Source organism: Magnetospirillum sp. XM-1, from assembly GCF_001511835.1.
GTDB lineage: Bacteria > Pseudomonadota > Alphaproteobacteria > Rhodospirillales > Magnetospirillaceae > Phaeospirillum.
Genome location: NZ_LN997848.1, coordinates 3,060,839 through 3,083,931, shown reverse-complemented (window position 1 = coordinate 3,083,931; position 23,093 = coordinate 3,060,839). Strand labels below are relative to the sequence as shown.

Genomic DNA, 23,093 nt, shown 5'->3' with positions numbered 1-23,093 from the left:
AGCAAGCCCGGACATGACCACCTTGCCGATCATCCTGGTGGTGGACGACGAGAAGCAGTCCCAGGAAGCGCTGCGGCGCGTCCTGTCCGACGAATTCCGGGTGCTGACCGCGTCCACCGCCGAGGAGGCGGAGGACCTGCTGGAGCAGGAGATGGTCCACGCCATCTTGTGCGACCAGCGCATGCCGGGCATCCAGGGGGTGGAATTCCTGAAGACGGTGCGCGAGCGCTGGCCCGATCCGGTGCGCATGATCATCTCGGGCTATTCCGAGGCCGAGGACATCATCGCCGGCGTCAACGAGGCGGGCATCTACCAGTACATCACCAAGCCGTGGGAGCCGGACGAGTTGGTCCAGACCCTGCACGGCGCGCTGAAACTCTACGACCTGCAGCTGGAAAGCGCCCAGGCCAGCCTCGACCTCAAGGTGCCCCAGGCGGCCTTGCAGAAATCCATCGCCAGCAAGACCGGCACGCTCAAGCGCCAGCACCATTTCGACGGCATCATCCACGCTCCCGATTCGCCGCTGGCCCAGGTGATCGAGATGGCGCGCAAGGTGTCGTCCTTCGACATCTCGGTGCTGATCACCGGCGAATCCGGCACCGGCAAGGAATTGCTGGCCCGCGCCATCCACTACAACAGCCCCCGCGGCAACAAGCCCTTCGTGGTGGAGAATTGCGGCGCCCTGCCTGACCAGTTGCTGGAATCCGAGCTTTTCGGCTGCAAGAAGGGCGCCTTCACCGGCGCCTACGAGGACCGCATCGGCCTGTTCGAGCAGGCGTCGGGCGGCACCATCTTCCTCGACGAGATCGGCGAGACCTCGCCCGCCTTCCAGGTCAAGCTGCTGCGCGTGCTCCAGGAAGGCGAGATCCGGCCGCTGGGCGCGCGCCTCACCCGCAAGGTGGACGTCCGCGTCATCGCCGCCACCAACCGCAACCTGGAGGAGGAAGTGCGGGGCGGTCACTTCCGCCGCGACCTGTTCTACCGCCTGGCCGCCTTCCCCATCCACCTGCCGCCCTTGCGCGAACGGCCCATGGACGTGCCCATGCTGGCCGAACGGCTGCTGGGCGACACCGCCAAGGGCTTCGGACGGCCCAACCTGCGCTTCGGCCCCGATTCCATGGCCCAGATGCAAGGCTACGACTGGCCGGGCAACGTGCGTGAACTGCAAAACGAGATTCAGCGCATGGTGGCCCTGGCCGAAGGCGGCGTGATGGGGCCCGACCTGCTGAGCCCGCGCCTCAAGGCCCGCGCCTGCCCCGCCGGCCGCGCCCTGGCCGATCACGGCGAACCCGGCACGCTGAAAGAGCAGGTGGAGGCGCTGGAAGCCCGCCTGCTGGCAGAATCCCTGACCCGGCACCGCTGGAACATCACCCGGGTGGCCGAGGAGACCGGGCTGTCCCGCGTCGGCCTGCGCGCCAAGCTGCGCCGCTACGGCCTGGAGCGCGACGGCTGATGGCCAATTACAGCGACCCCCGCCCCTCCTCGGCCTACGATTTCGCCGGCGGCTACGACCCCGACATGGCGGCCGCCCAGGAAACCGCCTGGATCGAGGTCATCCGCAAGATGGAGGAGGTCTATTCCGACCTCATCTCCTACGAGGTGGAGCTGGAGGAGAAGAACACCGCTCTGGAAGAAGCCCAGCGCTTCATCAATTCCGTACTGTCGGCGGTATCCGATATCCTGATCGTCTGCGACCAGTCGGGACGTATCCAGCAGGTCAACTTGGCCTTCCTCCAGCTGACCGGCATCGCCGAGATGGATCTGTACGAGCGCCCCCTGGACGAATTGCTGGCCGAGGGCACCGGCAACCTGCGCCTGTTCAGCTGGATCGATTCGGTGGAAAGCCGCGACCGCGAAGTGCGCTTCCGCTCGTCGGACGGCGGCCTCACCGAGCCGGTGGCCCTTTCCTGCGCCACCCGCCTCGACCATCGCGGCCTGCCGGCCGGCATCGTGCTGACGGGCCGCCCGGTGGGCGAGCTGCGCCGCGCCTACGAGGCGCTGAAGACCGCCCAGGCCCAGCTGATCCAACAGGAGAAGATGGCCTCGCTGGGCCGCCTGATCGCCGGCGTGGCGCACGAGCTGAACAATCCCATCAGCTTCGTCTACGGCAATGTCCACGCGCTGTCCAAATACTCGACCCGCATCTCCTCCTACCTGGACGCCATCCATGGCGGCTGCGGCGAGGCCGAGCGGGAGGCATTGCGCCAGACCTTGCGCATCGACGCCACCCTGGCCGACCTGCCGGGCCTGATGGAAGGCACCGCCGAGGGCGCCCAGCGGGTGGCCGACATCGTGCGCAGCCTGAAGCGCCTGTCGTTCTCGGCCGGGGGCAAGGCGGAAGTCTTCGATCTGGCCGAGATCGTCGCCAAGGCGGTGCAGTGGTCGGCCTCGGGCAAGAAGGGATTGGCCGCCATCGATCTCGACCTGCCGGAAAGCCTGAACGTGCGCGGCAATCCCGGCCAGTTGCATCAGGTCATCGTCAACCTGATCGAGAACGCCCAGGATGCGGTCGCTCCCCGCGCCGACGGACGCATCCGGGTGACGGCCAAGGCCGAAGCCGGCGGCGTCACCCTGGTCATCGAGGACAACGGCCCCGGCATTTCCCCCGACATCGCCTCCAAGGTGTTCGACCCGTTCTTCACCACCAAGCCGGTGGGCAAGGGAACGGGCTTGGGTTTATGGATTTCCTACGGCATCATCCGCGACCACGGCGGAACGCTGGATGCGGGCACCTCACCCCTGGGCGGCGCCCAATTCATCATCGGCCTGCCTTCAGCCGTTTGAACAGGAGATCGGGCTTGCCCACACGGCGACGTACCAAGAGCGGCGGCATTCTTGCCAATACCCTACTCACCCTCGTTTCGGTCGCGCTCTTCCTGGCCCTGGCCGAAGGCGTGGCCTGGATCGTCAGCCCACCGCCGAAGCCGGGCCTTCCCAAGGGCATGTTCGACGTGGGCCCCGACGGCTATTGGCGGATGACGCCCGATTTCCGTGGGACCATGGACAACCGCGTCGATTTCACCAATGCCGTCGCCACCGCCGATTCCGAGGGAAAGCGAATCGTGCCCGCCGCCCCGAAGACGGCGGAACGGCGCCTTCTGGTCATGGGCGACAGCCAGGCCTTCGGCCATGGCCTGTCCGACGAGGATTCCTGGCCCAATCGCCTGCAGGAAGAACTGAACCGCCGGGGGATCGACGTGGCGGTGAACAATCTGGCCATTCCGGCCATCAACATCGATCAGTATCTCGCCCGCCTGCGGGTCATCGCCCCCACGCTGGGGCCGAGCGACACCCTGTTGGTGGCGCTCAGCTGGAATGACGTGATCACCCCGCCCTCGGACCAGGACTCCAACCGCATCGTCGAGGGATACCTGGTCAGCAATTCGGGAGGAGCCGATGATTCGAGCGCCAAGGCGCGGGTCAGGCTTTACGATTTTACCGGCGTCCTGGTTCCCCAGTTCCAGGATATCAAGACCTTTCTCGACACGCTGAGCCAGTCCTCGGCCCTGACCGGGCTGCTGTATCCCCGGGCCAAGGCGATCTATTACCGCCTGCGCTCCCACTCCCCGGTCGCCAATCTGGTCACCGCCGGAGTGCCCGAGGCCAATTTCCTGATGGTCCGCCAGATGTCGGAGATCGCGGCCTCACGCGGGAGCCGCATGGTGGTGGTCCTGCTGCCCGAACGGATGTTCTTCGAGGACGAGGCCTTCGCCACCTATTCCGTGAATGGCCGCGACTTCCCCACCGCCGACTACCAGGACGCGCTGGTCCGCCCCCATTGCCAGGCGCATGCCATCCAATGCCTCAACGCCTTTTCCCTGTTGCATGACCATTACCGCGAAGGCCTGGTCTTCCCGGTGGACGGTCATTACAACCCGAGGGGCGCGGGGCTGATCGGCACATGGCTGGCCGGCGAGCTGTACTGATTGCGCGTCGACGCCGGCCTCTCTATCCTGCCGCCATGCCACGCGACAAAGCCGCCATCACCCTTTGCGCCGACGATTACGGGCTGGCCCCGGGCCTGGGGCTCGCCATCCGCGCCCTGATCGGCCAAGGCCGCCTGCAGGCCACCGGCTGCATGACCGGCTCGGCCTTCTGGCCGGACGAAGCCGTTCTGCTGAAGTCCCTGGAAGGACGGGCGGAGTTCGGCGTCCACCTGACGCTGACCGATCACCGGCCGCTGGGGGCCATGCCCTCCCTGGCGCCCGAAGGCCGGCTGCCTCCCATCGGCGCCATGGTCAAGCGCGCCGTCCTGCACCGCCTGGACAAGGCCGAGATCGCCGCCGAGCTGGAGCGCCAGGTCGATTCCTTCGAGGCCCATATGGGCCGCCCGCCCGACTTCCTCGACGGCCATCACCATGTCCACCAATTGCCCATCGTCCGCGACGTGGTGGTGGATTTGTGGCGCCGCCGCCTGAAGCCCACCGGCGGCTGGGTGCGGTCGTGCTGGGAGAACCCGCTGGCCATCGCCCGGCGCCGAATCGATCCCGTCCGCGCCACCATCATCGCCTTGCTGGGCATCGGCCTGAGGATGCGCATGCGGGCCGAGGGCATTCCGCACAACCGCAGCTTCCGGGGGGTCTACGACTTTTCCGGCAAGGTTCCCTATGCCCGGCTGTTTGGCATCTTCACCGAGTCCCCCGGACCGGGAACCCTGGTGATGTGCCATCCCGGCCAGGTGGACGAGCCTTTGCGCGCCTGCGAGTGGCTGACCGACCAGCGCGAGGTGGAGTGGCGGTTCCTCGAATCCGACGCCTGCGCCCTGTCGCTCGCCGATCGCGGCATCACCCTGGCGGCCCGGCCGGACCGTCAATGATGCCGGTGGCGGGAATGCGGCCGGGACGGCCGCGCTCCAGGAAACATCTCCCTCTTCGGAGCGCGGGCATCTTGCCCGCCCGGCCGGGCGGAACCACGGCATGAGCCCCTCCTCCGCCAGCTTCAGGCTGGGCGCCTATTACGCCGCCCTGTTCGTGGCGGTCGGCATTCATCTCCCCTTCTGGCCGCTGTGGCTGCAGGATCGGGGCCTGTCGGCTTCGGATATCGGCTGGGTGGCCGCCGCCGGCTATCTCACCCGCATCCTGGCCAGCCCGGTGATCGGCCACCTGGCCGACCATGGCGGCGAGCGTCGGCGGCTGATGATCCGTCTGGCAATGAGCGCCGGGCTGGTCTGGCTGCTGTTCCCCCTGGCCGACGGCTTCTGGCCCGTCCTAGCCTTAAGCGTGATCGCCACCTTTCCCTTCGCCGGCCTGCTGCCGCTGGGCGACACCCTGGCCATGGCGGTGGTGGGACGCCACGGCCTGGATTACGGCCGTGCACGGCTTTGGGGATCACTGGCCTTCATCGCCGCCGCCACCCTGTTGGGCAAGGCCCTGGGGTCCTGGCCGATAACGGCGCTGCCCTGGCTGATGAGCGCGGCGCTGCTGCTGACCACCGCCTCGTGCCTCGGCCTGCCCGACCTCAAGGTACCCCGCCACGAGGGCAGGCCGCCATCGCTGCGCCCGGTGCTGCTGAACCGGCTGTTCCTGCTTTTCGTGGGAAGCGCGGCGCTCAACCAGATGGCCCACACCGTCTATTACGCCTTCGCCAGCATCCACTGGAAGGCGGCCGGTCTCTCGGACATGACCATCGGCCTGTTGTGGTCGGAAGGCGTGGTGGCCGAGATCGTCCTGTTCGCCGTCAGCAACCGGGTGGTGGCCCGTTTCGGCCCGGCCGCCTTGCTTGTGCTGGCCGCCGTGGGCGGCGTGGCGCGCTGGCTGGTTCTGGGCTCGACCGTCTCCCTGCCCCTGGTGGCCCTGGCCCAATTGCTGCACGCGGCGACCTTCGGCTGCGCCCATCTGGGTGCCATCCACTTCATCTCCCGCGCCGTGCCCCAAGGCCTGTCGGCCCGCACCCAGGGCATCTTCGCCGCCATCGCCGTGGGATTGGCCCCGGGCCTGATCACGCCGTTCAGCGGCCGGCTTTACGAAATCCTGGGCGGCGGCTCCTTCCTGGCCATGGCCGGGCTGTCGGCCTTGTCCGCCGTTCTGGCCTGGCTCCTGATGCGCCGCTGGAAGCCGGCGGAACAAATCGTCACCTGAAACGCTTTCCTCGCGGCGAACCCCTGCGGTAGGATCGGTACGGGGAAGTATCAGTGGCGAGTCATTGGGGATGAGCGGAAAAGATAAGACCGTCGCGCAGATGTCGCGATCGGAACTCATGGACCTGTTGAAGCGTTTCGCCGGCCTGCCGCCGCCTTCGGGCTACGACCAGGACGACTGGGACGACTGGCTTGTCGCGTCGGTGCTGCAGCGCTGCCGCCGCGACGCCGGCGACGAAAGCGTCGACGGGGCCGGTACCGCCAACGCCATCAAGCTGCTGGCGCCGCTCAAGTTCTTTCCGCAGCTCCTGCCCCATCTGGAAGACCAGCTGGGACGCGGCCTGACCGCCGAGGAACTGGAACCGGCCGTCGCCCTACGGAAAAAGAAGTAGCTTCCACGCGATGCCGGACAATCCGGCCGCCAGCAGGGTCGGCATCATGCCGATGCCGAGGCGGAGCATGGCGATGGCGGCGGCCAGGGCCAGGCCCAGCGCCGCCGGGTCCAGGCTGTTGGGATCAGGGGCGAACAGGCGCAGCGGCCCCACATGCCGTTCCTCGACGGTGGCGAACAGCACGTGCAGGGCGAACCACAGGCCGAGATTGAAGATCACCCCCACCACGGCGGCGGTGATGGCCGCCAGGGCGCCGGACAACGCCTGATAGCCGCGCAGAACCTCCACATAGGGGGCGCCGCCCAGAATCCACAGGAAACAGGGCATGAAGGTGACCCAGACGGTCAAGCTCGCCCCCAGAACTCCCCCCAGCCAGGGATCGAGACCGCCGGGATTACGGTAACCGGCCAGGAAGCCGACGAACTGGTTGACCAGGATCAGCGGCCCCGGCGTGGTCTCGGCCAGCCCCAGCCCGTCCAGCATCTCGGGCGCCGCCAGCCAGCCATGCACCTCGACGGCCTGCTGCGCCACATAGGCCAGCACGGCATAGGCGCCGCCGAAGGTCACCACCGCCATCTTGGAGAAGAACAGGCCGACGGCTCCGAACGCGCCGCCGCCCCAGGCCATGGCCGCCGCCACCGGGGCCAGCCACAGGACCAGGCAGACGGCCGCCGTCAGGATGGCGCGGCGGCGGTCGGGCCGGGTGTGCAGAGCCCCCTGGTCGAGAATCCGGTCGGCGACCCCCTTGGACTCTGCCTGGGCCGCGGCCCCGCCGGGCAGGAAAGCCGCCCGCCCCGTCCGCGCCGCAAAAAAGCCCCAGAGCCCGGCCGCCAGCACGATCAGCGGAAACGGCAGGTCACCGAAGAAAATGCCGGCAAAAGCCGCCGCCGCGATGACGATTTTCTCGACCGAGCGCAGCGCCCGGCGGCCGATGCGCAGCACCGCCTCGATCACCACGGCCAGCACCGCCGGCTTGATGCCGTAGAACAGGCCCTCCACCAGCGGAACCTGATGGAAGCCGGCATACAGAGCCGCCAGCCCCATCATCACCAGGAAACCGGGCAGCACGAACAGGGTTCCGGCCACCACGCCGCCCCAGGTCCGGTGCAGCAGCCAGCCGATATATGTGGCGAGTTGCTGCGCCTCGGGCCCCGGCAACAGCATGCAGAAGTTCAGCGCGTGGAGGAAGCGGGCCTCTCCCACCCACTTCTTCTCCTCCACCAGGATGCGGTGCATGGTGGCGATCTGCCCGGCCGGGCCGCCGAAGCTGAGCAGGCCGACGCGCAGCCAGACCCGCAGGGCCTCGTCGAACCGGGGATGGGCGGGATCAGCCGGAGATGACGGCATGGCTGGCGGGTGCTCCGGTCATGAAGATGCCCGCCAGTTCGGCGCTCATGGGCTTGGCGATGAAATATCCCTGAATCTCGTCGCATTCCTGGGTTTCGAGGATGCTCATCTGCTCCGAGTCCTCGATGCCCTCGGCCACCACCTTCAGGCCCAGGGAATGGGCGATGCCGATGATGGAGGACACCAGCATCATGTCGCGCGAATCCCGCGCGATGTCGCGCACGAACGAGCGGTCGATCTTCAAGGTGTTGACCGGCAGGCGCTTCAGGTAGCTGAGAGAGGAATAGCCGGTGCCGAAATCGTCGATGGCCAGCATCACGCCCAAGGCGCGCAGCCGCTGCATCACCTCGCGCTGGTCCACCTCCAGGTCGATGACGAAGCTTTCGGTGATCTCCAGCTCCAGGTGGTCGGCGGGAAATCCGGTCTCGTCCAGGACCCGGCGAACCTGATCCGGGAGGTCGTCAACCGAGAAGTTGACGCCGGAAAGGTTGACGGCCATGGTCACGTCGTGCCCCTGGTCCAGCCAGATCCGCCCTTGCCGGCAGGCCTGGCGCATCACCAGCAGGTCGATCCGGTCGACCAGATGCATTTCCTCGGCCAAGGGGATGAAATCGAGGGGCGCAATCATGCCCAGGCTGGGATGCTGCCAGCGGACCAGAGCCTCGAAACCGGACACCCGGCCGGCGGCGAGGTTCTTCTTCGGCTGGTAATGGACGTGGAACTGCTCCTCGTCCACTGCCTGGCGGAGCGCCATCTCCAGTTCGAGGCGATGCTCCTCGCGCTTGGTCATTTCGGCGGAGTAGAAGTTGAAGCGTCCCTTGCCCGCCGCCTTGGCCTGATACATGGCGGTATCGGCCTGCTTCAGCAATTCGTCGCCGCTCTGCCCGTCGGCGGGGAACAGGCTGATGCCGATGCTGGTGCCGATGAACACCTCGCGCCCGTCGATGGCGATGGGAGCGCGCAAAGCCGCCAGAATCTTCTCGGCGACCACGGCGGCGTCCCCGGCCGAGGAAATCTCGTCCAGGATGACCGTGAATTCGTCGCCGCCCAGCCGGGCGATGGTGTCGGTCATGCGCACGCAGCCGCGCAGGCGAACGGCCACTTCCTTGAGCAGCTCGTTACCGGCCCGATGGCCCATGGTGTCGTTGACCTTCTTGAAGCCGTCCAGATCAAGGAACAGCAGCGCGGCCAGCCGGTCATGGCGCAGCGCGTGGACCACGGCGCGCTCCAGACGATCCTGGAACAGCACCCGGTTGGGCAAATCGGTCAGCACGTCGTAATGGGCAAGACGCAGGATATGGCGCTGCGCCTCCACCTGCTCGGTGATGTCGCTGAAGCTGCCGATGAAGTAACGGATGGCGCCGGCCGCGTCATAGACGGCGACGATGCTTTCCCAGGCGACGAAGACCCGGCCGTCCTTGCGGCGGTTCCAGATTTCACCCTGCCAGCGGCCGTCGCGGTAGATGGCCTGCCACATCTCCTTGTAGAAATCGGCATCGTGATGGTCGGAGCGGATGATGCGGGGATTGCCGCCGACCACCTCCGCCTCGCCATAGCCCGTCAACTCGGTGAACATAGGATTGATCCGCAGAATCCGCCCGCGGGGATCGGTAATGATGGTGGCTTCCAGGGCGTTGCGGAACACATGGGCCGCCAGACGGGTCTCCTCGTCGGCCAGGGCCTTCTCCTTCAGCCGCCGGGCGCTCCGCCGGCCGATCAGGCCGATGCCGAGCACGCCCACCAGCCAAAAGCCGCCATGGGACACCGCCAGGGCGCGGATGGCCTGACTTTCCACCTCGAGATAGGGTTCCATGGGGACGGAAACGCCGACGGCGCCCCGGACCGAGCCGTTGGGAAAGCCTAGGTGGCCATGGCACTTCTGGCAGCTCTCCTCCATCATGAACGGCTTGATCAGGCGCAGGTAAGGCTTGCCCTCCAGCGCCGAGATCTCCAGCTTCTCGGTGATGGTGCCGGCCGAGAACTGCCGGATGGCCTCGGCCTCCCAGGAATCGGCCTCGTTGTTGGGATTGAGATAGACGATGCCGACGATCCGGCCCTTGATGCCGTAATCGTCGCCGTAATCGGCCATCATCTCGCGCAGCATGTAGGCCGGGTTCATCAGGGTCAGCAGCCGCCCGTCATTGGCGATGATGTCGCGGTCAGGCAGATGGGACATCCAAGGACTGGGCGGCGTCTTCTCGGACGGCTCCACGTACACGCCGCCATGCCCCGAGGCCCAGCGCCGGTAGGCGAGATCCTTGTTGAAGGCGGATCGGGCGGTATTCAGGGCGAGTTCGAAGGTGGTGTCCTTCTGGTGGCCGATGGTCCACCACAAGGACAGGCCCAGCAGAACGGTCCAAAGCAGCACCGCGCCGGCGCCATAGCGAATTACCAGATCGAAAATCCGCCGTCCTTCGGTCGCCGGAAGCGCGCCGATGCTATCGTCCGAGCTTTTGGCATCGGAGCGCGCTGGACGCATTCAGCCGCCCCCTCCGCGTCCCTCAAGCCCCTTCGGCAACGACAGCATGCTCACCCTCATCGTCTTCCCGTCCCGCATCATTGTTCAATGACGCCCAGGCAATCACAAGGCCGAAGGCTGCATAACGACTGAATATTCTTATTTTCGGCCTATCCAGCAAGGCTGGTGTCGCGATCCCTTACAATATGATACATCTGATAAGGGAAAAGATCGGGAGTCCGGGAATCCTCATGGCCGAAGACCCTATCGAAATTCCGCCGAAAGTCGGCGTGATCGTCCGATCGCCGGAGGCCGGATCTCCGGATTCCATGGAAGGATTCGCCCGCATCCTCCAGGGCCAGGGGTATCACGTCCGTGGACTGATCCAGCGCAATTCCCCGTCGCCGGCGTCGTGCGCCTGCACCATGACCCTGGTGGACCTGGAGAACGGCGAGGAATTCCGCATCAGCCAGGATTTGGGTACCGGCTCCACCTGCTGCCGGGTCGACACCCAGGCGGTGGCCGAGGCCACTTCGGTCCTTCGCCGGGCCATGGCGGGCGAAACCGACCTGCTGATCGTCAACAAGTTCGGCAAGCTGGAATCCCAGGGCCGGGGCATGATCGACGAGATGCTGGCCGCCGTCAGCTGCGGCATCCCACTGCTGACCTCGGTGGAATCGCCGCTGCTGGCGCACTGGCGGGAACTGACCGGCGGCTTGGCCGAGGAACTGAGTCCGGGCTGCGGCGCGCTGATGCGCTGGTGGGACACGGTCCGGCCACGCGGCGTGCCGCGCTCGTCACGGATGCTGCGCTCCGCCCAGACGGCCGACGCCTAGTGTCCTGCCCCCGAAATTCATATCATGATTTTCGGGGATAAGCAGGCCACTAGCCAATTGAATTGTGTGGTGATTCTGAAACTCGCAGAATGCTGCGAATTTCAGAATCACCACACTAGCCGTTCCAGCGAATGGCGCCGATTCCCGAAATATCGTAGCCCCCCAGGGTTTCCGCCCGACGGGCGAATTCCACGGTGCGGGTGAAGGCCAGCAACGTCTGGATGGGCGGCTCGAAATAGGCGCGGCGATCCACCGCCAGGTCGAAACGCTCGCGGTGCAACGGCACGAAGTCCAGTTTCAGGCTCTTGGCCACCGAGGCGACGGCCAAGCCGGCATCGGCGGCGCCTTCCAGAATGGCCAGGCCGACATCGGTCTCGCTGCGCACCGGAACCTTGGCGGTAACCAGGGCGTCCGGAGCGATTCCGGCCTCGGCCAGCAGGCGATCCAGCAACAGCCTGCTGCCCGCCCCCTCCTGGCGCAGCACCACGCGGGCCTTGGCCGTCGCCAGATCGGCCAGCGAGGCGATGCCCAGCGGATTGCCCGACGCCACCACCAGTCCTTGCTGGCGCCAGGCCCATTCGATCAGCACCACGTTGCGCTCGGCCAGCACGTCCTGAACCTGGGGCAGATTGTAGGCGCCGCTCTCCGGATCAAGGAGATGGATGCCGGCCACCGCCGCCTCGCCGGCGGCCAGCTGGCGCAAGCCATCCATGGACGATCCCGGCAGGACGGCCAGTCCCCCGCCCATTTCCCGCAGGCACCATTCCAGCAAGGGATCGTGGCTGCCGGCCACCACCATGGGCGCCGGTCCCTGGCGGGGAGCGTCCGACGGCGAGGCGCTGTTGCGCTTCAGCCAGGCGTCGATCTCACCCTTGGGAAACAGCCACTTGCCGGTCACCCTGGTACAGGGAATCCGCCGCTCCTTCAGCAGCTCGTAGACCTTGCGCTCCTTGATGCGCAGGTAGCGGGCCACCTGATGGGTGTCCATCATCTCGGGAAAATCTTGGACTTCATCCATGGGGCGGAGGCTTGCACTGCGGGAAGGGAACGGCGCGATCCGTCGAGAATGGCTCGGGCGGCGGCAATTGACAAGAACCCACTCGGCCGGTTCCTCGCCGACGCTCCCAAACGAATACGGCCGGGGCATGCCCCGGCCGCATTTCTCACTCGTACCGACGGACTCTATTCGGTGCCGGCAACGGCAGCCAGAGCCTTGGCCAATTCGTAGACCCGCTTGCGGACCTGAGGATCGGTGATGTTGTAGTAGGCGCGGACCAGTTCCAGCGTCTCGCGCTTGGTCATGGGGTCGGCCTCGAAGGTGGCAGGCTCTTCCGACAGCCCGACCGAACCCTTGATGATGTTCACGGGGCTCTGCGCCTGGACCTGATCGGCCATGTCGTCGAAGAAGTAGGACACCGGCACGTCGAGAACGCGCGACAGGTCGAAAAGGCGCGAAGCGCCGATACGGTTGGCGCCGCGCTCGTACTTCTGAACCTGCTGGAAGGTCAGGCCGATGGCCTCGCCCAGCTTTTCCTGGCTCATGCCCAACAGCGTGCGGCGCAGACGCATGCGGCCACCGACGTGAACGTCCACCGGATTGGGAGCTCCGCTCTCCAGCCGCCCCCTGGTCGATACATTTCGCTTCGCCAAAACAATACCCCTAATTGAGTGAGAAACATGGTTGCATTCTAACCGACACGGGGGCAAACGCAACCGTTTTTAGTATGCAGCTGAATACCTGGGTATGCATTTACCGCATTGCAGCAAATCCGGATTCACTTTTCCCGGTACCACGCCGATGTGGTGAACATGCCGGCCAGCAGGTCGTACAGATCGCGAACCGACGGCTCGCGCAGGGTATCTTCGTGCGAGACCAGCCACAGCGACACCGCCAGAGACGGGGTTTTGACGTCGACGGCTTCCAACTGATGCTCGTAGAGCGTCGAATAGTCCGGAAGAAGCGAGATGCCTTCGCCTCCCAGCAAGGGGCGCTGGACCTTGGGCGTATTGGCGGCCACGCTGACCCCCTCCCCCTGCTTGCTGGCCACCAGGCCGTTCCAGGCGTCCAGGCCGCGAATGGCGCGGTAGATTCCGATGTCGAGCAGCGGCAGCTGCGCCAGATCATCGAAGCTGGAGACTCCCCGCAATTCGTGCAGGAAACCCCGACTGGCCACGGGGACGAAATTCATGGTTCCGACCCGCCGCACATGGACGGAGCCGCCGACCTTGGGCAGATCTCCCGGCGAGGTCGCCATGACGGAGATGTCGGCCTTGGCCGGCGCGGTGGTGAACGCCAGCTTGGGCAGTTCGTTTCTCACCAGGCTGCGGTCGAGCGGCAGCTCATGCTTGTCCTGGCCCATCAGGGCGGGAATCAGGGTGTAGGTCAGCAATCCCTCGCTGGCTGCCACCGTCACCTTGGGGCTTTGAAAGCTGGTCAGGCCCTGCATGGCGCCTTCGAAGTCGTCGGCCAGCGCCGCCATGGCCCGCGCCCGCTCCAGCAGGGCCTCGCCCGCCGGCGTCGGTGCCGCCCCCGACTTGCGCCGGGTGAACAGCGGCCGCCCTATGGCGGCCTCCATGTTGCCGATCCGGCGGCTGACCGTGGTCTGATCCACGCCCATGGCCGCGGCGGCCGCGGCGAAGCTCTTATGCTCGGCGCAGGCGATGATCAGCCGGACGTCGTTCCAGTCGTGCAGGCGAAACTGACCCATGCCCTCTTGCGACACCCCTCGGTATTCACATTTCACGGCATACCGTAACACCGCGCATCCCTGCAAGATAGCCCCCAACGAGTTTCTTGCATGGAGGCGCACCGATGACGACAGAGATCCGCAACGGTAGCAAGGTCCCCAGCGCGTCTGTTACCGTGAAGATCGCCCGCACTCCGGACGAATTCGCCATGGCCATGGCCATTCGCGCTGCGGTTTTCCTCGCTGAAGAGGACAACATCACCTATTTCGACGAGTTCAACGGCAACGATTACGTGGCCACCCACCTGATCGCCTTCGTGGATGGAGATCCGGCCGGGGTCATCCGGGTGCGCTGGTTCGCCGATTTCGCCCTTCTCGAGCGGGTCGGCATCCGCAAGCGCTACCGTTCCTATCAGGTCCTGGCCTCGCTGGCCCGGGCCGCCCTGGATCTGGCCCGCCAGAAGGGATACCGCATCGCCGCCGGGCGCGCCCGGCTGGAGACGGTGAATTTCTGGAAGCGCTTCGGCGGCCGTCAGTCGGGCGAGGCCATCACCATGTACCGCGGCACCCTGGTTCCCATCGTCCACGACATTCCGCGCCGCCCCGACCTGGGCAGCATTCAGGCCGGCCCGTTCGGCGACCCGGAGTTCGAATCCCTGATCGTCCAGCAGGAAGGCAACTGGGATTTCAGCAAGCTCAAGGCTCCCGTCCACCTTTCGGCCGCGGAGTAGCCCGCCATGAATTGGCAAGACCGTCAGGGCATGATCGCCGACCTCAACCTGCGCATCGAGTTGAAGCGTCTGGCCGACAAGGCGTTCGACCGTGACGACGGCCCGCTGATGGCGATCCTCGAGGTCGCCATCAACACCCTGGACGAGCGCCTGGCCGACCCGGAAGCCTATGCGCGGGAAGAAATCCCGCGCAAGCGGCCGGTGACGCTGATCTGCCGCAACGTCCGGATCAAGGGCAAGCGCACCAGCGTCAAGCTGGAGAACGAGTTCTGGCAGGCCCTGGAAGTGATGGCCGGCGAGGCGCACTGCACCATCGACGATCTGTGCGAGGCCGCGCGGCGCAGGTTCGAAGCCAGCAGCCTGACCTCGGCGATCCGCGTCTTCGTGCTGAACAGCAATATGGCCAGCCAGCCCAACCAGCCGGTTCCGGCCTGATCCGACAAAGGGAGACCCGTCCCATGATCATCACCGGCAAAGGTCCCTCGGACCAGCCCACCGCCGCCGCCGCCCTCCACATTGCCCGGCTGCTGGAAGATCTCGCCCAGGAAGCACGCCTGATGGGCTTTGGCGGACTGGCGGAATCCATCGCCTCGGTCGGCATCGAAGCCAGCGAGGAAGCCCGCCACGCCAGCCGCCTGAAAATGTGATTCGCCGCCGTTTGCATCGAAGATTGCGGACGGCTATCCTCTGGCTCCCGGTGGCAAGCCGGGAACCAGAGGATGAAAAGCATGAGACTCGTCGCGGTTGTGTCGTTGCTGCTGTTCCTGGGCGCCTGCGCCGAGGTCACAACCTTCCGCCGCCCCGACGGCTCCACTTACCATCACGTCAATTGCGGCAGCACCCTGAAGCTGGAATCCTGCCACGCCGCCGCCGCGCGGACCTGCCCCAAAGGCTATGCCCGCATGAATATCGGCACCTCCGGCGACATTTCCCCCGCGCAACGCTGCGCAGCGGACAACGAGGAACGCCGCAACGACGGCGAGCCGCAACAGCCCTGCCCGGCAGAGATCCAGACCAACAACTTCTTCGTCTGCCGCTAAGGTCAGATCACCCGGACGTTCTTGAACTGCCAGGGATCGGAAGTGTCCAGATCCTCGGCGAACAATGCGCCGCGGCCGTCCAGCGGCGTCCAGTCGGTGTAGACCCCGACCACCGGGCCGAGATAAGGCCGGGCGATTTCCAGGATGCGCTGGAAATCGATCTCGTCGGGTTCGACGATGCCCCGCATGGGGTTTTCCAGCGCCCAGACCATGCCGGCCAGCACCGTGGCGGTGACCTGCAGGCTGGTGGCGCTGTTGTGCGGCGCCAGTTCGCGGGCCTCGGCGATGGACAGCTGCGAGCCGTACCAATAGGCGCCCTTGGCGTGGCCGGCGATCAGCACGCCCAGTTCGTCGATGCCGCTGACCAGTTCCTTGACCATCAGACGCTGCTTGGACGGCATCGCCCAGTTCTTGCCCGCCAGTTCGTGCAGCGACAGCACGGCGGCGTCGCAAGGGTGATAGGCGTAATGCACGGTGGGGCGATAGGCGATCCGCTCCCCATCCCTCACCGTGAAGTAATCGGCGATGGAGATGGATTCGTTGTGGGTGATGAGGAAACCATGGAAGGCCCCTTCCACCGGCGTCCAGGTCCGCACCTTCTGGCTGGCGCCCGGCTTCAGCAGGTAGATGGCCGCGTCGCCGCCGAATTCGTGCCGGCGGCCATCGGCGGGCATCTCCTTCTCGTGGGTGCCCCAGCCCAGTTCGGCCGGCTGGCATCCCTCGCCGACGAAACCGTCGATGGACCAGGTGTTGACGAATTCGTCCGGTCCCTTGGGGACGGTGCCCTGCTGGGTATCGCGCTCGGCGATGTGGATGACCTTGACGCCCAGGCGTGACGCCAGTTCGCCCCAGCCCTGCCGGTCCTTGGGAACGTCGCTCCCCAGGCCGGTATCGGCGGCGATGTCGAGCAGCGCCTGCTTGACGAAGTGGGAGACCAGACCGGGATTGGCGCCGTGGGTGACCAGCGCCGTGGGCGCCGGGCCCTTGACCCGAAGGCGCAGCATCTCCTCGCGCAGCGCGTAATTGGTGCGCAAGCTGGGCGACAGGCTGGGATCGGTATAGCCGCCGGCCCAGGGTTCGATGCAGGTGTCCTGATAAAGCACGCCGAGATCGCGGCACAGCTCGACCAGCGCGGTCGACGACACATCCACCGAAAGATTCAGCAGGAAGTCGCCCTTGCGCAGCATGGGAGTCAGACGGTCGCGGAAATCATCCTTGGTCAGCGGCTTGTTGATGAATTGGATGCCGTATTCGGCGGCGACCTCGCGGCCGCGTTCGCAAGCGGTGATGATGGTGATTTGGGCCGGTTCGATCTCGATATGGCGCAGGATGAGGGGCAGAATGCCCTGGCCGATGCTGCCGCAGCCGATGATGACCAAACGGCCCCTGAAGACAATGGTGCGCATAGCGGTACTCCCCTTACCTCGGCTTGGCCCGGCTTCGCCCCCGGGACCTGATTACATCAACAACGCTCCTGCCCACGGGCTCCGCTAAGGAGTCCGCGTTCGAAAGCAACGGCGGCAAGCGACCTCAACGGGCCACGGCCGCCGTCACATACTGTGAGGAATTTCCAGGGTAACGCCCATCTTGTGGGTCACGAACATGTCCACCTCCCTTTCGGGCGCCGCCAAAGAACCCGGCGGCTCTTCCAAAAAGGACGCGTCCGTCGTTGCATAACCGACGAGGGCCATAGGCACGTACGTGTGCGTCACTGTGGGGCTATATACCCCCCCTGTTACCGCGATGCAATACCCGTTGGATCAAGGAGGTAACGGATAATCCCTACTCGGCGGCCTGCGCCTGGGCCAGCCCATGGCGGACATGGTCGAGAAAAGCCGACTGGGCGCTGGATACGAAGGAATCCCGGCGCCGGACGAACACCGTGTCCACCATGGCCTCGTCGGGCGGTAGGGTATGGACGCCCACCTTCCGACCGCGCCACACCCGCTCCACCATGCGCCGGGGCAGCAAGGTGATCCCCATGCCGGCGGCGACGCAGCCGAAAATGGCCTCCAGCGTGCCGAATTCCAGCAGCCGCAAGCCCACCACGCCGCGCCGGGCCAGGATGTCCTCGAGCCGCTGGCGGTAGGAACAGCCCGAGCGCAGAACCACGATGCGCAAGCCGGCCAGCCCCGCCGACCAGTCCAGACGCCCGATGGACGGCGCGGTCAGCACCACCAGTTCCTCGCGGAACACCGTTTCCTCCACCAGATCGGGATGGTTGACCGGACCGGCGACGAAGGCGCCCTCCAGCCGGCGTTCCAGCACCTGCTCGACGGTTTCGCGGGTGGTGCCGCCGCGGATGGACAGGTCCACCCCGGGCCAGCGCTCGACGAAGGTGGTGAGCAAGGGCGCCAGATGCATGGAAAGGGTGGTTTCCAGCGAACCGATCACCAGGTCGCCCGACGGCTCGCCCATGTCGCCCACCGCCCGGCGGGCGTCTTTCAGCAGGCTGATCACCTGAAGCGCATAGGGCATCAGGCGGCGCCCGGCGGCGGTCGGGATCACGCCGCGCGAATGGCGCTCGAACAATTCCGCGCCCAGCTCCTCCTCCAGCAAGCGGATGCGGGCGGTGACGTTGGACTGCACGGTGTTCAGTTCGGCCGCCGCCCGGCTCATGCCGCCCAGACGGGCCACTGCCTCGAATACCCGAAGATCGCCGGCATCCATGACGCCCCCAAAGCCATCTTGATGAAAGATGGATCGTATCACATCAAATCGTTTCCAATGAATACGGCGGAGGCATAGGGTTGTCTCGGTTTCAAAGGAGCGCACCATGCCCCGTCCCGGTCCCTGGCGATCCACCGTCTCGGCCCTGCTCGCCAATCTGGTGGGAATCGGCCTGGCCCGCTTCGCCTATTCGCCGCTGATCCCCGCTTTGGTGGCGGAGGGCTGGTTTTCCGCCTCGGCCGCCGCCTATCTGGGGGCCGCCAATCTGGCCGGCTATCTGGCCGGGGCGCTTTCGGCCCGCGCGCTGGGCCGCCGCCTGGGCCCCGCCGGGGCTCTCAAGGCCATGATGGCCGTCATCGCGCTCTCCTTCCTGCTGTGCGCCCAGCCCTTGCCCTTCGCCTGGTTCTTCGTCTGGCGCTTCGCCTCAGGGCTGGCTGGCGGCGTGATCATGGTGCTGGCCGCCACCCTGGCGCTGCCCCATGTGCCGGAATCGCGGCGCGGACTGGCCGGCGGGCTGATCTTCGCCGGCGTCGGCCTGGGCGCCGTCGCCTCGTCGATCCTGCTGCCGCCCCTGCTGGCCCAGGGCATGGCCGCCACCTGGATCGTGCTTGGCCTGCTGTGTCTGGTCTTTACCCTGGCGGCGTGGCGCGGCTGGCCCGAGGATTCCGTGCCGCCCGCCGGCAATCAGGTTCCCCTGCCCCGCGATCCCCGCCTGCGCGCCCTGATGGGCGTCTACGCGCTGAACGCCTTCGGGCTGGTGCCGCACATGGTGTTCCTGGTGGATCTGGTGGCGCGCGGCCTGGGCCAGGGAATCGAGCGCGGCGCGGCCATCTGGCTGCTGTTCGGACTGGGGGCCTCGGTGGGGCCGGTGGTCCTGGGCCGCCTCGGCGACCGTTTCGGCTTCGGCGTGGTGCTGCGGGCGGCGCTGGTCACCCAGGCCCTGGTGGTCGCGGCGACCGCGACGACCCGCGAAATCGGCTGGCTGGGCGTTTCCGGCTTCATCATGGGCGGCTTCACCCCCGGCGTGGTGCCGGTCGTCCTCGGCCGGGTGCGGGAATTGCTGCCCGGAGATTTCGGCGCGCAACGCGCCGCCTGGAGCCGCACCACCGCCGCCTTCGCCCTGGGGCAGGCGGCGGGCGCCTACGGCCTGGCCTGGGTCTTCACCACCAGCGGCGGCGCTTATGGAATGCTGTTCGCCCTGGGAGGAGCCGCCCTGGTCCTGGCCCTGGGGCTCGAACTGGCGGTCAGGCCCCGGCGGATTTCAGTGCCCGCTTGAAGGCCTGGTCGCGCTTGATCTCCGCCTCGCGCCGGAGCGCGTCGCCATGGGGCAGCGGACCTTCCACATGGATCAGCCGCCAGGGGCCGCGCCCCCGGGTGAACTTGGCCCCCTCGCCGGCGTTGTGGCGGGCCAGACGGTCGTCCACGTCCAGCGCGATGCCGGTATAGGCGATATCGGCCCCGTTCAGCAGGACGTAGACGAACCAGTCCTTCATCGGTCGAGGATCAGCTTGGCCCCCAGGGCCACGAACACGCCGCCGGCCAGCCGGTCGAGCCACAGCCCGGCGCTGCCGTGGCGGCCCAGCCAGCCGCCCAGCGAGCCGGCGAACCAGCCGATCAGGCCGAACAGCACGCAGGCCTGGAATGTGAACAGCACGCCCAGCTGCGCCGTCTGCCATCCCGCGCCCCCCTTGTCGGCATCGACGAACTGGGGCAGGAAGGCCAGGAAAAACAGGATCACCTTGGGATTGATGGCGTTGGCCAGCAGACCGCGCCGAAACAGCAGGCCCAGGGATTCGTCGCCCCCCACCTTGCCGTCGATGCGCATGGCGCCAGAGGAGCGCAGCGCCCCGATGCCCAGCCACACCAGATAGGCCCCGCCCGCCAGCTTCAGTCCGGTGAACAGCATGGGCGAGGCGGCGATGGCGGCGCTGATGCCCAACGCCGCCAGGGCGGTGTGGCTGAGACAGCCCAGCGCGCAGCCCAGGCCGAAGGCCATGCCGGAGCGCCGGCCCCGCGACAGGCCGAGCGACAGGATCATCAGATTGTCGGGCCCCGGCGACAGCGTGACCAGCATGGCCGCCGCCAGGAAGCCCAGTATCTGGATGGAATCGATCATGGCGCCAAGACTGCCCTACAAATCCCTAAGGCGGAAGCGTTGGATCTTGCCGGTCTGGGTCTTGGGCAGGAACTCCACGAACTTGACGTCGCGGGGATACTTGTAGGGCGCGATGGAGGCCTTGACGAAGTTCTGGATCTCCTCGGCCAGCATCTCGCTGGCCTGGGAGGGGTTGTCCAGCACGATGCAGGCCCTGACGATGGTGCCGCGCGTCTCGTCGGGCACACCGACCACGGCGCATTCCGACACCTTGGGATGTTCGAGAATGGCGCGCTCCACCTCCTGGGCCGAGATGTTGTAACCCGACGACACGATCATGTCGTCCGAGCGGTCCACGTACCAGAACCAGCCGTCCTCGTCCTGCTCCATGATGTCGCCGGTGACGTTCCAGCCGTTCCGCACGAAGGCCGCCTGGCGCGCCTGGTCGTCGAGATAGCGGCAGCCGGTGGGGCCGCGCACCGCCAGGCGGCCCTTGGAGCCCGCCGGCAGCGGATTGAAGTCGTCGTCCAGGATGCAGGCGCTGTAGCCGTCGGCGGGAAAGCCGGTGGCGCCCGGCTTGGCCACATCCGCCGACTGACAGATGAAATGGGTCAGCATCTCGGTCATGCCAATGCCGTTGACCAGCTTGACCCCGGTGCGGTCCAGCCAGTCGTCGTACAGCTTCTGGCGCAGGTGCTCGCCCGCCGAGGAGGCCTTTCTCAGCGACGAGATGTCGTACTTGTCCACCATCCCCAGCATGGCGTGGAAGGCGGTGGGCACGGCGTAGAGACTGGTGGCGCGATGGCGCTGGATGCCTTCGAGGATCAGCTCGGGCAAGGGCTTGGGCACCAGCACGGCGGTGGCGCGATAGCGCAGCGGGTACATCATGAACGCCGCCTTGCCGTAGGTGAAGGCGATGGAGGGCGAGCCGATGACGATCTCGTCCGCGTCCACGGAGTGACGGCGCGGCCAGCAATCGCACGACGCCAGGATGTCGCGGTGGAAGTGCATGGCGCCCTTGGGATTGCCGGTGGTTCCCGAGGTGAAGGTGATCAGCGCCACGTCGTCGGCCGCCGTGTCCACGTTGGCGAAACCGGCGGGCTTTGCCCCCGCCCGGCGGTCGAGATCGGCGTCGGAAACCTTCCCCTCCCCCAGCGGCGTGAAATAGGAGACGTGGCGAAGCTCAGGCACCTTGGCCCTCGTCAGCTCCATCTCCTCGGCCAAATCCAGCTCACACAGCGCGATGTTGATGCGGGCCTTTTCGACGATGAAACTCAGCTCCTTGGCGCGCAGCAGCGGCATGGTGGTGACGCAGATGCCCCCCGCCTTCAGCACCGCCAGCCAGCAGGCCACCAGCATGGGCGTGTTGGCCGAACGCAGCAGCACCCTATTGCCCGGCACCAGCCCGAAATCCTCGGTCAACACGCGGGCGATGCGCTCGGCCCGGTCCTTGAGGTGGGCGTAGCTCCACGTGCCCTCGGCGTAATGGAACACCGGCTTAGGGCCGAACCCGGCGGCTACGGCGGTGTCGATCAGCGCGGCCGCCGCGTTGATGCGATCGGGATAATGCGACAGATGCGCCGCAGAGTAGTCGAACACCGGCCACAGGTCAGGGGGCGGCAGCAACTCGCGGGCAAAGCGGTCCACATGGGCACTGGGCACGCCCCCGGGAGCACCATTGGACAAGCTCATTCGATCCTCCGCTGACTGAACACTCATTCAGATGAATGATTATTCATTCATCACAGCAAGGTCAAGGGGGATGCGACATCCGCATGACGATGCGGCCGGGACGGCCGCGCTCCGACAGCCCCTTGGAGCGCGGGCATCCTGCCCGCATCTATTCCAGCTTGCTGATCATCCTCCCTCGCGCCGCCGGCAATTCGGCGTGGCGCGGCGCCAGGACGTGGCGCTGCAGGAAGAAGCCGGTCATCTCCAGCCCTTGGCGGATGGCGGTGGAATCCCCTTCCCCGCCGTCGATCAGAAAGGCGGGCAGAGCGAACAGCTTGTCGCGATAGGGCTCGCCCGCCGCCCGCGACACGGCGCGCCCGGTCTTAGGGCTGACCCAGGCCAGATCGTCGGTCTGGCCCGTGGCGGCGCAGGCGGTGAGGTCGAGGCCGAAGCCCAGGTCGCGCAGCAGCGCCAGCTCGAAATGGACATAGACGCTGGGCCAGGATTCGGCTTCCAGGGCATGCAGCAGCGCCGCCAGGGCGGCGTGGCAGGCGGGATGGGGCTGGCGCTCGGGCAAGGCCGCCTCCACCAGGGCGCAGGCCGAGCCGAGGGCGGCGAGACGGGCCGCGTCGTCAAGGAAGGCGGCGGCATAAGCGTGCAGCAATTCAAGTTTGAAATTGCCCAATTGCTCGGGCAGGCGGGCATTCCATTTGGCCCGCACCGCGTTGCCGGGCTGGAGGATGGGGCGGTTGGCCTTGCCCTGTCCGCCATGGACCAGCCCGGCATGGCGGCCGTGGGCGCGGGTCAGCAGGGAGGCGACGGCGCCCGTCTCGCCATGGCGGCGCACCGCCAGGACGATGGAATCGTCATCCCATTCCATTCCAGCTCCACACGAACAGCGCCACCCCGGCGGCGGTGAGGCCGAGCGCCAGGGCGGCCAGCAGCTTCTGGCCGGTCGAGATGACGGGGATGTCGTCGTCCTCGAGGCTCCAGGCGCCCCGGGTGAAGCGGTGAACCATCAGCCCCAGCAGCGCCACGACCCCCACCCACATCAGGGCAATGGCGATGGCGCGGAGGCTCATGGTTCAGT

The 23,093-nt window shown here is 66.7% G+C and carries 24 protein-coding genes; 12 read left to right on the top strand and 12 right to left on the bottom strand.

What is annotated here, in order from left to right:
• Positions 1 to 13: 13 nt before the first annotated feature.
• The 6 genes from XM1_RS14245 (at position 14) to XM1_RS14220 (ending at position 6,468) form a co-directional block, all read left to right on the top strand.
• Positions 14 to 1,453, top strand: a complete 1,440-nt coding sequence (locus tag XM1_RS14245; RefSeq protein ID WP_068434551.1) for a sigma-54 dependent transcriptional regulator — start codon at positions 14 to 16, stop codon at positions 1,451 to 1,453.
• On the top strand, positions 1,453 to 2,784 hold the full coding sequence (locus tag XM1_RS14240; protein WP_068434548.1) for a sensor histidine kinase: 1,332 nt from the start codon (positions 1,453 to 1,455) through the stop codon (positions 2,782 to 2,784). Before XM1_RS14245 ends, XM1_RS14240 begins: the two co-directional genes overlap by 1 nt.
• A 14-nt stretch (positions 2,785 to 2,798) precedes the next feature.
• On the top strand, positions 2,799 to 3,926 hold the full coding sequence (locus tag XM1_RS14235; RefSeq protein ID WP_068434545.1) for a GDSL-type esterase/lipase family protein: 1,128 nt from the start codon (positions 2,799 to 2,801) through the stop codon (positions 3,924 to 3,926).
• Between the two features lie 35 nt (positions 3,927 to 3,961).
• Positions 3,962 to 4,816: a ChbG/HpnK family deacetylase gene (locus tag XM1_RS14230; RefSeq protein WP_082700535.1), complete on the top strand. Its 855-nt coding sequence runs from the start codon at positions 3,962 to 3,964 to the stop codon at positions 4,814 to 4,816.
• 100 nt (positions 4,817 to 4,916) lie between these two features.
• A complete protein-coding gene (locus XM1_RS14225) occupies positions 4,917 to 6,077 on the top strand; it encodes an MFS transporter (protein ID WP_068434541.1) in 1,161 nt (386 codons plus the stop codon).
• A 70-nt stretch (positions 6,078 to 6,147) separates the two neighbouring features.
• Positions 6,148 to 6,468: an acyltransferase gene (locus XM1_RS14220; RefSeq protein WP_231920518.1), complete on the top strand. Its 321-nt coding sequence runs from the start codon at positions 6,148 to 6,150 to the stop codon at positions 6,466 to 6,468.
• Here the strand turns inward: XM1_RS14220 and chrA are convergent.
• Both chrA and XM1_RS14210 read right to left on the bottom strand, forming a co-directional pair.
• On the bottom strand, positions 6,451 to 7,815 hold the full coding sequence (gene chrA, locus XM1_RS14215) for a chromate efflux transporter (RefSeq protein ID WP_068434538.1): 1,365 nt from the start codon (positions 7,813 to 7,815) through the stop codon (positions 6,451 to 6,453). The two genes, XM1_RS14220 and chrA, sit on opposite strands and share 18 nt — an antisense overlap.
• Positions 7,796 to 10,294, bottom strand: coding sequence for an EAL domain-containing protein (locus tag XM1_RS14210; protein ID WP_068434536.1), 2,499 nt, complete (start codon positions 10,292 to 10,294; stop codon positions 7,796 to 7,798). The genes chrA and XM1_RS14210 overlap by 20 nt, the downstream gene beginning before the upstream one ends.
• 230 nt (positions 10,295 to 10,524) lie before the next feature.
• Here XM1_RS14210 and XM1_RS14205 point away from each other — a divergent pair, with 230 nt between their 5' ends.
• Entirely contained in the window at positions 10,525 to 11,109 is a 585-nt protein-coding gene (locus XM1_RS14205; RefSeq protein WP_068434533.1) for a DUF2478 domain-containing protein, read from the top strand.
• Between the two features lie 115 nt (positions 11,110 to 11,224).
• On the opposite strand, the gene XM1_RS14200 is transcribed toward XM1_RS14205, so the two are convergent.
• The 3 genes from XM1_RS14200 to XM1_RS14190 all read right to left on the bottom strand — a co-directional run bounded on the left by XM1_RS14200 (position 11,225) and on the right by XM1_RS14190 (position 13,817).
• Positions 11,225 to 12,127: a helix-turn-helix transcriptional regulator gene (locus XM1_RS14200; protein ID WP_068434530.1), complete on the bottom strand. Its 903-nt coding sequence runs from the start codon at positions 12,125 to 12,127 to the stop codon at positions 11,225 to 11,227.
• Positions 12,128 to 12,291: 164 nt separating this feature from the next.
• Positions 12,292 to 12,759 carry a helix-turn-helix domain-containing protein gene (locus tag XM1_RS14195; protein ID WP_068434527.1) on the bottom strand — a complete coding sequence of 156 codons (468 nt, stop codon included), beginning with the start codon at positions 12,757 to 12,759 and terminating at the stop codon, positions 12,292 to 12,294.
• 125 nt (positions 12,760 to 12,884) lie between these two features.
• Positions 12,885 to 13,817, bottom strand: coding sequence for a LysR family transcriptional regulator (locus tag XM1_RS14190; protein WP_068434526.1), 933 nt, complete (start codon positions 13,815 to 13,817; stop codon positions 12,885 to 12,887).
• Between the two features lie 104 nt (positions 13,818 to 13,921).
• Between XM1_RS14190 and XM1_RS14185 the strand changes: the two genes are divergently transcribed.
• The 4 genes from XM1_RS14185 (at position 13,922) to XM1_RS14170 (ending at position 15,567) form a co-directional block, all read left to right on the top strand.
• The gene (locus tag XM1_RS14185) at positions 13,922 to 14,527 is read left to right on the top strand and encodes a GNAT family N-acetyltransferase (RefSeq protein WP_068434523.1); all 606 of its coding nucleotides are present in this window, start codon (positions 13,922 to 13,924) and stop codon (positions 14,525 to 14,527) included.
• A 6-nt stretch (positions 14,528 to 14,533) separates the two neighbouring features.
• Entirely contained in the window at positions 14,534 to 14,962 is a 429-nt protein-coding gene (locus XM1_RS14180; RefSeq protein WP_068434520.1) for a ribbon-helix-helix domain-containing protein, read from the top strand.
• 23 nt (positions 14,963 to 14,985) lie between these two features.
• Entirely contained in the window at positions 14,986 to 15,174 is a 189-nt protein-coding gene (locus XM1_RS14175) for a hypothetical protein (protein ID WP_068434517.1), read from the top strand.
• Between the two features lie 81 nt (positions 15,175 to 15,255).
• The gene (locus XM1_RS14170) at positions 15,256 to 15,567 is read left to right on the top strand and encodes a hypothetical protein (protein WP_068437844.1); all 312 of its coding nucleotides are present in this window, start codon (positions 15,256 to 15,258) and stop codon (positions 15,565 to 15,567) included.
• Between the two features lie 2 nt (positions 15,568 to 15,569).
• On the opposite strand, the gene XM1_RS14165 is transcribed toward XM1_RS14170, so the two are convergent.
• Together XM1_RS14165 and XM1_RS14160 are read right to left on the bottom strand one after the other, a co-directional pair.
• A complete protein-coding gene (locus XM1_RS14165; RefSeq protein WP_068434514.1) occupies positions 15,570 to 16,973 on the bottom strand; it encodes a homospermidine synthase in 1,404 nt (467 codons plus the stop codon).
• A gap of 376 nt (positions 16,974 to 17,349) precedes the next feature.
• A complete protein-coding gene (locus tag XM1_RS14160; RefSeq protein WP_068434511.1) occupies positions 17,350 to 18,237 on the bottom strand; it encodes a LysR family transcriptional regulator in 888 nt (295 codons plus the stop codon).
• Positions 18,238 to 18,343: 106 nt separating this feature from the next.
• Between XM1_RS14160 and XM1_RS14155 the strand changes: the two genes are divergently transcribed.
• Complete coding sequence (locus tag XM1_RS14155) at positions 18,344 to 19,513, top strand: YbfB/YjiJ family MFS transporter (protein WP_068434508.1); 1,170 nt, start codon at positions 18,344 to 18,346, stop codon at positions 19,511 to 19,513.
• Here the strand turns inward: XM1_RS14155 and XM1_RS14150 are convergent.
• The 5 genes from XM1_RS14150 to XM1_RS14130 all read right to left on the bottom strand — a co-directional run bounded on the left by XM1_RS14150 (position 19,482) and on the right by XM1_RS14130 (position 23,085).
• A complete protein-coding gene (locus XM1_RS14150) occupies positions 19,482 to 19,730 on the bottom strand; it encodes a GIY-YIG nuclease family protein (protein WP_068434506.1) in 249 nt (82 codons plus the stop codon). The genes XM1_RS14155 and XM1_RS14150 overlap by 32 nt on opposite strands.
• On the bottom strand, positions 19,727 to 20,353 hold the full coding sequence (locus XM1_RS14145; protein WP_068434503.1) for a LysE family translocator: 627 nt from the start codon (positions 20,351 to 20,353) through the stop codon (positions 19,727 to 19,729). The genes XM1_RS14150 and XM1_RS14145 overlap by 4 nt, the downstream gene beginning before the upstream one ends.
• A 15-nt stretch (positions 20,354 to 20,368) precedes the next feature.
• Complete coding sequence (locus XM1_RS14140; RefSeq protein ID WP_068434500.1) at positions 20,369 to 22,024, bottom strand: AMP-binding protein; 1,656 nt, start codon at positions 22,022 to 22,024, stop codon at positions 20,369 to 20,371.
• Between the two features lie 148 nt (positions 22,025 to 22,172).
• Positions 22,173 to 22,883: a DNA repair protein RecO gene (gene recO, locus XM1_RS14135; RefSeq protein WP_068434496.1), complete on the bottom strand. Its 711-nt coding sequence runs from the start codon at positions 22,881 to 22,883 to the stop codon at positions 22,173 to 22,175.
• A complete protein-coding gene (locus tag XM1_RS14130; protein WP_068434494.1) occupies positions 22,870 to 23,085 on the bottom strand; it encodes a hypothetical protein in 216 nt (71 codons plus the stop codon). Before XM1_RS14130 ends, recO begins: the two co-directional genes overlap by 14 nt.
• Between the last annotated feature and the right edge of the window lie 8 nt (positions 23,086 to 23,093).

Coding starts and splice junctions, on each gene's coding strand:
- XM1_RS14180 (WP_068434520.1), top strand. CDS start 14,534: ATGAATTGGCAAGACCGTCAGGGCATGATCGCCGACCTCAACCTGCGC.
- XM1_RS14175 (WP_068434517.1), top strand. CDS start 14,986: ATGATCATCACCGGCAAAGGTCCCTCGGACCAGCCCACCGCCGCCGCC.
- recO (WP_068434496.1), bottom strand. CDS start 22,883: ATGGAATGGGATGACGATTCCATCGTCCTGGCGGTGCGCCGCCATGGC.
- XM1_RS14140 (WP_068434500.1), bottom strand. CDS start 22,024: ATGAGCTTGTCCAATGGTGCTCCCGGGGGCGTGCCCAGTGCCCATGTG.
- XM1_RS14155 (WP_068434508.1), top strand. CDS start 18,344: ATGCCCCGTCCCGGTCCCTGGCGATCCACCGTCTCGGCCCTGCTCGCC.
- XM1_RS14220 (WP_231920518.1), top strand. CDS start 6,148: ATGAGCGGAAAAGATAAGACCGTCGCGCAGATGTCGCGATCGGAACTC.
- XM1_RS14185 (WP_068434523.1), top strand. CDS start 13,922: ATGACGACAGAGATCCGCAACGGTAGCAAGGTCCCCAGCGCGTCTGTT.
- XM1_RS14245 (WP_068434551.1), top strand. CDS start 14: ATGACCACCTTGCCGATCATCCTGGTGGTGGACGACGAGAAGCAGTCC.
- XM1_RS14225 (WP_068434541.1), top strand. CDS start 4,917: ATGAGCCCCTCCTCCGCCAGCTTCAGGCTGGGCGCCTATTACGCCGCC.
- XM1_RS14130 (WP_068434494.1), bottom strand. CDS start 23,085: ATGAGCCTCCGCGCCATCGCCATTGCCCTGATGTGGGTGGGGGTCGTG.
- XM1_RS14190 (WP_068434526.1), bottom strand. CDS start 13,817: ATGGGTCAGTTTCGCCTGCACGACTGGAACGACGTCCGGCTGATCATC.
- XM1_RS14230 (WP_082700535.1), top strand. CDS start 3,962: ATGCCACGCGACAAAGCCGCCATCACCCTTTGCGCCGACGATTACGGG.
- XM1_RS14145 (WP_068434503.1), bottom strand. CDS start 20,353: ATGATCGATTCCATCCAGATACTGGGCTTCCTGGCGGCGGCCATGCTG.
- XM1_RS14150 (WP_068434506.1), bottom strand. CDS start 19,730: ATGAAGGACTGGTTCGTCTACGTCCTGCTGAACGGGGCCGATATCGCC.
- XM1_RS14210 (WP_068434536.1), bottom strand. CDS start 10,294: ATGCGTCCAGCGCGCTCCGATGCCAAAAGCTCGGACGATAGCATCGGC.
- chrA (WP_068434538.1), bottom strand. CDS start 7,815: ATGCCGTCATCTCCGGCTGATCCCGCCCATCCCCGGTTCGACGAGGCC.
- XM1_RS14240 (WP_068434548.1), top strand. CDS start 1,453: ATGGCCAATTACAGCGACCCCCGCCCCTCCTCGGCCTACGATTTCGCC.
- XM1_RS14170 (WP_068437844.1), top strand. CDS start 15,256: ATGAGACTCGTCGCGGTTGTGTCGTTGCTGCTGTTCCTGGGCGCCTGC.
- XM1_RS14200 (WP_068434530.1), bottom strand. CDS start 12,127: ATGGATGAAGTCCAAGATTTTCCCGAGATGATGGACACCCATCAGGTG.
- XM1_RS14160 (WP_068434511.1), bottom strand. CDS start 18,237: ATGGATGCCGGCGATCTTCGGGTATTCGAGGCAGTGGCCCGTCTGGGC.
- XM1_RS14165 (WP_068434514.1), bottom strand. CDS start 16,973: ATGCGCACCATTGTCTTCAGGGGCCGTTTGGTCATCATCGGCTGCGGC.
- XM1_RS14205 (WP_068434533.1), top strand. CDS start 10,525: ATGGCCGAAGACCCTATCGAAATTCCGCCGAAAGTCGGCGTGATCGTC.